This window comes from Prevotella conceptionensis 9403948 (assembly GCF_000312305.1).
Taxonomy (GTDB): domain Bacteria; phylum Bacteroidota; class Bacteroidia; order Bacteroidales; family Bacteroidaceae; genus Prevotella; species Prevotella conceptionensis.
Window position 1 is genome coordinate 183,902 of record NZ_HE999444.1, and the last position, 8,377, is coordinate 192,278.

An 8,377-nucleotide genomic window follows, 5' to 3' on the forward strand; every position below is an offset into this window, starting at 1 on the left:
GGTGCTCCATAAACAGCTTGGTTTGTATATCACCATCGACACTAACGTAATCCAGGATATTTATCTTGTCAAACCAAAGTGCATTGCTGCAAAAGTAGTTATTAGTTTTGATATTTCCTCATTTTGTTTTCATAAATTCAATTATTGCTCTCCGCTAAACCTCTAAACAACATCATTTCTCTATTTGCAAGGCCAATAACAGGTGCTGTGGATTGTTTTGAAAAAAGTAAATTCGTGAGTTTATGAGTTTGTGGGGTTATGTGTTTATGAGTTTGAGTTAGTAAATATGTAAGTTTGTCTTGTTTTCAGCAAGAAATTTAACATTATGAGTGGCCTTTTTGCTCACCAATCGACCACCTTCCCCAAAAAATCGATTCTCGTGAAGGTTTGTTTTGATGCAAAAAGAGGGTAGCATGCGAATGCGGCAAAATGAATTTTTATTTAAAGCAGTCGCCATTTGCACCAATTTTTGGGCTATTTATAGCAGCATGTAGTGCAATATGCCGCAAAACGCAGTGCATTTTGGTGCTAAACGCAGTGCGTTTTGATGCTAAACGCAAGGTAAAATGGTGCTAAATGCAGTGCAAAATGCTGCTGAATGCAAGACGAAAAGCATAAATATACGCCACAATTGTATAAACAAAACCTCTTAGAAGCATGAAATACATGGCAAAAAAAGGCAAAATGGTCGTTAAAAAGTGGGATTTTAGGGGCTAAAAACGTGTAATTGGGCTTAGAAAATTACGAGTTGGCAACCAATCTAGAAAGGCTAAATGGTACAAAATACAGGTCTTTTTCTTAGAATTGAACATATCGGAAGGTGCGAAAGGATAGAAAAAGTGGCAATTTACCTACTTTATGGCCTATATTTTCGCTAGAACAGCGCGAAAATTAGAGTGATGTTGTAAAATAAAAGGTAATAATTTAGGTTTTTGGGTTGATGAACTTTTGAGTAGATGAGTTTTTGAGTAGGTGAGCTTTTGATTTGATGAGCTTTTGATTTGATGAGTTTTTGAGTTGATGAGCTTGTGAGTAGATTTGTCCTGCACTTCGTATTTGGAGCATTGCAGTAATTTGAATTTGGTTGCAAAGTTACGAAATCAAGTCCGTTTCATTTTCTAGCACCACATAATAGACTGCAATTCCATCATTTCAAAGACCTGTTAGTCCACTTCAACGGGACAGTGTTGATGTTTTCTGTCTCCTCTAACAAGAAAAACCTTTTGGATAATGATAAACCTCTCCATTTCTTCGTTTTGCTCATTATAAGTTCATACCTTTGTAGTCAATATTAAGTTCAACCAATCAGTCATTTTGATGTGGCCCCAAAAGGAGTAAAGCAATCTTATTAAAGAACATTTCAAAAAGCAAGTTATTACCCAAACATGGCTTGCCAAAGAATTGGGTATGAGTTTAAGCATTCCAGATGCCTACGTCTGCAATCGCAGACAACCCAACCTTGCCACCATTTTCAAAGTGGCGGATTTACTAAATGTTTCACCCAAAGAATTAATAAAATTATGCACAATAGCCTTATAGATAATTCTTCAGACACACTCTCTATGCAGACCTATCTCAAGAGATGCATCTTAGCTGAAGATGTTGACAAAATTCAGATCGCAACTGGGTATTGGGACATACCAGGCATGACACTTGTCATAGATGAACTTACAAGTTTTTTAGAGTGCGAGGGTACGACGTTAGAGTTGCTTATTGGTAAAGATCCTTATGTTTATACCTCGTTACTTGCAAAGCCTAAGTATAAAGATGCAAGCTATCCTTACGACTTTATAAGGACAGATATACACGATCTTGAAATAAAAGATGAGTACAAGAGTGTTATCAATCTACTACTTAAGTATTGCAGCTGTGGCAAAATGCAGATACGGGTCTATTCCAAAAATGCTAAAGGCGAAGCAGAATTTTTACATTCTAAATGTTACATCTTCTCTGGCTCTTCTCTTTCTTATGGTATCATTGGAAGTTCTAACTTTACACAGAAGGGGTTATTGGGAAATGCAGAATTGAATTATCTTGAGACTGACCCTACTCGTATTACGGCTCGACCGACATATGGATCAAATATGAAAGGGCATATTTGTTGGTTTGAAGAGAAGTGGGAATGCTCACAAGACTGGACACAGGAGTTCTTGGAGCAGATTATCAAGAAGTCGCCTATCTACATCGACATACAAGAAAATGCTATTCGAGAATTTACTCCCTATGAGCAGTATATCAAATTGTTGCAAATTCAGTTTGGGAGTGTTGTCGACGCATCACTCGGACAACAGATAGAAACCTATTTACCATCAAAGATTCATAAACTGAAATATCAGATAGAAGCCGTCAAGCGATGTCTTGACATTATGCGCGAACATGGTGGCTTTATGTTGGCTGACGTGGTAGGACTTGGTAAGACAATTATTGGAACGCTTATCATCAAGCATTTTCTATCCGTGCCAGAAGATGATGGTAGAGAACGTAAGGTTTTGGTCATTTCCCCTCCTGCCATTCAATCGGGCTGGAAGAAGACTATTGCCATGTTCGACAAAGATTCTGACGAGAAGATTGCTCCATACATTGACTTCATCACAACTGGACGTATCGGAAATGTCACCGAAGATGAAAGCTGGGAAGATGACGATGACGACAGTGCTGATACTGGCGAATTTGAAGGAACGCTGCAAGATAAGGACTATGGGCTCATTATTATTGATGAGAGTCATAAGTTCAGGAACAGTGCCACACAGATGTATCAGTCACTTGATCAGCTCATACAGAAGATTGGTTCTAATACAGGTACATATCCCTATATTGGACTTTTGTCTGCCACACCGCAAAATAATCGCCCAAATGATTTGAAGAATCAAATTTACCTCTTTGAGCGTAATCATAATGATAGTACGTTAAAGAAGGCTGAAGGAGGAAATATAGAAAAGTTCTTTGCTGACATAAATAGAGAATATGACACCCTTATCCGTAAACCAAAAGTTGATAATGAGACTGGCTTACTTATTCATGACATACCAGCAGATGAACGCCGTGCTCGCCTTGACGCAATCTCAAGAAAAATACGTGACTGTATTCTGAGCGATATCCTCGAACGTAGGACAAGAACAGACGTTAAAAAGTACTATGAAGATGATATGAAGGCACAAGGTTTGATCTTCCCAGAGATTGTTGGACCAAACAATCTTAAATACGTTATGGATGACGAGTTGGCTCAACTCTTCTCTGACACAATGACGATTATTGCTCCTACGGAAACAGAAAAGTTACAGACGGATGAGTGGCTGAAATATTTCCGCTATCGTGCCATTGAATACTTTACCAATCCAGCCAACGAAAAGAAACATACGGGCCGAGGCAACCGTGGTGTGAGTGATGTAGCTAAACAGCTTGCCACCATAATGCAGAACCTTCTTGTGAAACGTCTTGAAAGTTCGTTCACGGCCTTTACGCAATCCCTATTGAATTTGCGCCATTACACCGAGAACATGATTAAAATGTGGGAGAATGATACCATCTTTGTATGTCCACAAATTGATGTAAACAAAGAACTTGACTACGAGGCAAAGAGTAAAAAGCGAGGAAAGAAAGTTTCTTTTAGCGATTGCGTAGAAGACATCAGAGGTAAAATAAAGAAACTGACGGAACAAGGACGCAACGAGAAAGGACAAAATGCTGAATATACGCGTAAGGACTTTAAAGAGGAATATTATACCCAACTGAAAGAAGACTTCCGACTCATTTCTAATCTATATGACCGATGGGCGCGTAACTCACAAGACCCGAAGTTTGATGCTTTCAAAGAAAACATCAAGCCTGAACTGTTCAATCCCCAAAAGAATACGTCAGGAAAGTTGGTAATCTTCTCGGAAGCAATAGATACGGTTGAATCGCTTGTTAGAGCTGTTAAAGCAAAGGGCTACAATGTTCTTGCTATTACTGCTGCTAACCGTGATGAACTGGAACATACGATTGAGGAAAATTTTGATGCCAATTATGATGGTGAGTGGAAGGATGATTATGATGTTCTTATTACGACAGAAGTCTTAGCTGAAGGTGTAAACCTCCATCGTGCCAATGTTATTCTGAACTATGATACGCCATGGAACTCCACCCGCTTAATGCAGCGTATTGGACGTGTAAACCGTATTGGCAGTAAAGAGCCATTTGTTTATGTTTACAACTTTATGCCAAGTGCTGAAGGTGATGCTCAAATACAGTTGGTTCGCAAAGCACACACTAAGTTACAATCATTCCATATACTCTTTGGTGAGGACAGCAAGATTTTCTCGGAAGAGGAAACGGTTGTGCATCATGAACTAGTCGAAGCTATTAACGGTGAGGAGTCACCCTTGCAGAAGTATATCTTTGAATTAAAACAATACAAGAAGACGCACCATGAACGCTATCTGCAGATAGAGCAAGCCGAGGACGAATGGGAGATGGCACAGGCTACAAGTGGCACAGCATACTTTGTTGTGAAAGCTCCTCGCTCTGCACGGCTAGCCATCAGAATGCGTAAAGAGGAAGATGGACGAAAGGGTACTCAGATAATCTCTTTACTTGAACTGCTTGAGGAAATGCGAGTAGATGAGAATGCTAAGCGCATACCATTGCCTGATAACTGGCAGCAACTTTCGATTGAAGCCTTAAAGGCGTATAATCAACACTTCGTCCGCATTAAAAGATCAAGAGCAGGAGATAAACGTACGCTGGCACAGGAAATCATCGTAAAACTCTATGACAACGACACTATCTCAGCAAAGTCAAAGAGACTTCTGGAGAGTGCACGAAAACTTGTTGACAAAGGAAACTTTGACATCATTAAAAAGTTGTTGGCGATAAAGCAAGAATTAGAAAATCGTAACCAAAACCTTTTTGCCCTCAAACAACAGGATATTGATGAAATTCTGGAGCGTGAGATCGGTAAACTTGTTGCTCACGTAGAAAGTAAGCAGGGCGTAGCATCTATTGTTTTAGGAACCATCAAGTAAAATAGTAAAGACAAACTTATGAATACAGATACATTAAGTATAGAGGCTTTAAAGGGATATTTAAGCAGTCAATATAAAGGCTGGAACTCATTCGTCGATAATGTTATTTTCCCCATTTTCGGTAAAGATAAGTTTGAAACTCTTTCTGAGACAGAACTTTTGGAAAATAGTCCCGAGGAAAAACCATTGGCTGAAGCAACAGGAATATGTAGTATCAAGCAAGTGGGACAGATAGACATAGGAGTGCAGCCACTACAGATATTCGATGTCACGGTTAGTGATCGTGTGATGATGGAGCGAAACCGCGTAAACATTCAACGCCTTATCCGTAAGGTTATGGAGAACTATTCCAGTGCCTTTATGCTCTTTCACTATGAGAACGATACTCGTTGGGATTGGCGCTTCACTTTTTGCCATAAGAAAGGTAGTCAGAAAGAAGTCACAGACAGTAAGCGATACACATTTTTGTTGGGTCCTGGACAGTCCTGTCGTACTGCTGCGGAGAACTTTATAAAACTATATGAGAACAGAGACACATTGGATATGTCGAAAATTGAGGGTGCGTTCTCTGTTGAGGCTCTTACTAATGAATTCTTTGGCAAATATAAAGAGGAATACGATAAGTTTGTAGAATACATTACAGGTAAACGCTATGTGAAAAGGGACAATAAATATGTAGAGGCTATTATCCATGAACCCCATCCTACTCTATATTCCTGTTTCAGCAACAATGACAAACTGGTACGTGATTATGTAAAGAAAATGTTAGGTCGTATAGTATTCTTGCATTTCCTCCAAAAAAAAGGATGGCTCGGTGTACCATATAACGAGGAATGGGGTAATGGCGACCGAAACTTTATGTTGAACCTCTTCAAGAATGCAACAGAAAAACAAAAGGAAAACTTTTTAGACGAAGTGCTGGAGGGACTATTTGCAGAAGGATTAGATTGTAATCGTGCAGAAAAAAGTGACCTTTATGATACAAAAGTTGAAGGATTACGGAAGTGTAGAATCCCTTACTTGAATGGTGGTCTCTTCGAACGTGATTATCTTGATGAACTTGCTGTAAGATTTCCTGCGGAATACTTTGATAGTTTACTTACAATGCTCTCACTGTACAACTTTACCATCGACGAGAATGATCCCAATGATGCAGAAGTCGGTGTTGACCCTGAAATGCTTGGACGCATCTTTGAGAACCTTTTGGAGGATAATAAGGATAAGGGCGCGTTCTATACACCAAAGGAAATCGTACAATACATGTGCCGTGAGAGTTTGATAGCCTATTTGCAAACCGATCAAAACGAAGAAGATAAGGAGAATATTCGCAAGTTTGTTACAACGCATGACGCCGAACTGCTTGGCGATTTAAAAGCGGATATTGAACAGAAACTTTTGGACGTTAAAATATGCGACCCTGCTATTGGATCAGGAGCTTTTCCTATGGGGTTGCTGCGTGAGCTGTTCTTCTGTCGTTCTGCGATAGAACCAAACATTATAGAAAATGCAGCTAATATAAAACGCTACATCATTCAAAACAATATCTACGGTGTTGACATTGAACGAGGTGCTGTTGACATCGCCCGACTACGCTTTTGGCTTGCCCTGATTGTGGACGAAAAGACACCAGAGGCACTCCCAAACCTTGATTTCAAGATTATGCAGGGTAATTCCCTTTTAGAGCAGTATAAGGGTGTTGACCTCTCAACTATGACAGAAAAGAAAGTTGGTGCAGGGCAGAGCATTACTATCTTCGATAGCATGTTAGATGTTTATCGCAAGAATCTACGCGATAAACTTGCCGAATACTACGCTTGCCCAGAGCATGATAAGAAAGTGCAGTTGAGAAAAGAAATCGCGGATATTGTAAAGCAGGAACTCGTAGAGCAAGGCATTCATATCGACTTTGAAGATATGGACTTATCTGCCAACAGTCAGTTCTTCCTTTGGCATACCTGGTTCCACGATGTTTTTTCACGACCCTCAAAAGAGGGCTTCGATATTGTTATTGGTAATCCGCCGTATTTAGAATCGAGAAGTCCAAATTTCCCAGAATCATTAAAGGTGAGTTTACAGAGTGAGATTCAAAAAAGAAGATTGTCAGATGCGAGAGCCTTTCCCCGTGGTGCAGATTTATTGATTTTCTTCTATGAATTATCGCTGAGATTATTGAGCCCAAATGGGTACAACGTCTTTATCACTGAAAATTCGTGGCTTTCCACAGACTACGGAAAACTGTTTCAGAATTTTTTATTGAAGAAGTGTAAAGTTCATGCAATTATTGATTCTGAGTACAAATACTTTGAAACAGCTGATATAAACACTATTATAACCATCATCAGGAACAGAAACGAGAGCAATGATAAATTTCCTGTTAAGTTCTTTCATTGTAATGGGAGTCTTGAAAAATATCCATGTAATACATTTTCCATGCATGATACGGAAAATGTTACTCTAAAAGAATTCTTATCAAGCGCTCAATTATTGCATAACTACAAGTGGGGGGTTATCATTAGAGCTGAACAGAAACTATTACGGATTATAGAAACTATAAGCCAACTTAAAGATAAAAGTCTTTCTTCAAAGATAAGCATTGGACAAGGACTAAATCTAACTAAAAGTCATATTGTTTATAGTCAATCTTCTCGAACTTATCCGTATTATACATCAGAGATTGGTCCAACCTATAGTTGGAATAATTCGTCTTGTTATGTCAGTAAAGACGACATCTCAAGCAGTAGGAAAAAACCTCTTCTTATAATGCCAAGAGGAATAGGGACACATTTCTGTAGCATTAACGAATGCTCTGGCTATACATCAAGTTATGTTGAAATTTATGGTGATTTGTCGCAAGAAGAAACCTTAAACATATGGCTATTTTGTAACTCATCATTGTTCTGGCTTTTAAGAGAAATTACAGGAAGAACAAACTTGGGAGGCGGAATGTTAAAAGCAGAGGCAACAGACTTGAAGAGCATACCTATTTGCTACAATTTTAACAAACCGTCTGAAATTTTTGCCCTATATATGACAGTTAAGGATAAAGTGATAGATACGAGTATATTAGCAACGCTCAATGACAATCAACATAAAATGATAGATGCTATTGTTCTTAAATTCTTTGGATTAGGCAAAGAAGAAGCTTATATTGTAAATACGCTGCAAGACATGGTATTTAGGCGTATGAAGAAAAGTAAGACCAAATGATAATTGGGAGGGATTGTCCTCCAATTATCATTTATTCTGGCTCTATAACGAATCGTGTGGGTAAATATTTTTTTCCTTGCCAGCGTTCCTATGTTTAAAGGCTTTATGACTGAACAGAAGAAGACGGATTAATCTACAAATATAAAGGAGTTTGAGCGTAAGCATCC

At 38.8% G+C, this 8,377-nt stretch carries 3 protein-coding genes; all 3 read left to right on the plus strand.

Annotation, left to right across the window (positions count from 1 at the left end):
- Nucleotides 1-1,347: 1,347 nt before the first annotated feature.
- Genes BN93_RS18395 through BN93_RS16490 form a run of 3 tightly spaced genes read left to right on the plus strand, consistent with a single transcriptional unit; the run spans nt 1,348 to nt 8,210 of the window.
- On the plus strand, nt 1,348-1,539 hold the full coding sequence (locus tag BN93_RS18395) for a helix-turn-helix domain-containing protein (protein ID WP_232211100.1): 192 nt from the start codon (nt 1,348-1,350) through the stop codon (nt 1,537-1,539).
- A complete protein-coding gene (locus BN93_RS02910; RefSeq protein WP_044259651.1) occupies nt 1,521-5,003 on the plus strand; it encodes a helicase-related protein in 3,483 nt (1,160 codons plus the stop codon). Before BN93_RS18395 ends, BN93_RS02910 begins: the two co-directional genes overlap by 19 nt.
- Before the next feature lie 18 nt (nt 5,004-5,021).
- Nucleotides 5,022-8,210 carry an Eco57I restriction-modification methylase domain-containing protein gene (locus tag BN93_RS16490; RefSeq protein WP_019186862.1) on the plus strand — a complete coding sequence of 1,063 codons (3,189 nt, stop codon included), beginning with the start codon at nt 5,022-5,024 and terminating at the stop codon, nt 8,208-8,210.
- Nucleotides 8,211-8,377 lie beyond the last annotated feature (167 nt).

Bases quoted from the DNA above. Each gene is read 5' to 3' on its own strand.
- BN93_RS02910 (WP_044259651.1), top strand. From the start codon at position 1,521: ATGCACAATAGCCTTATAGATAATTCTTCAGACACACTCTCTATGCAG.
- BN93_RS16490 (WP_019186862.1), top strand. From the start codon at position 5,022: ATGAATACAGATACATTAAGTATAGAGGCTTTAAAGGGATATTTAAGC.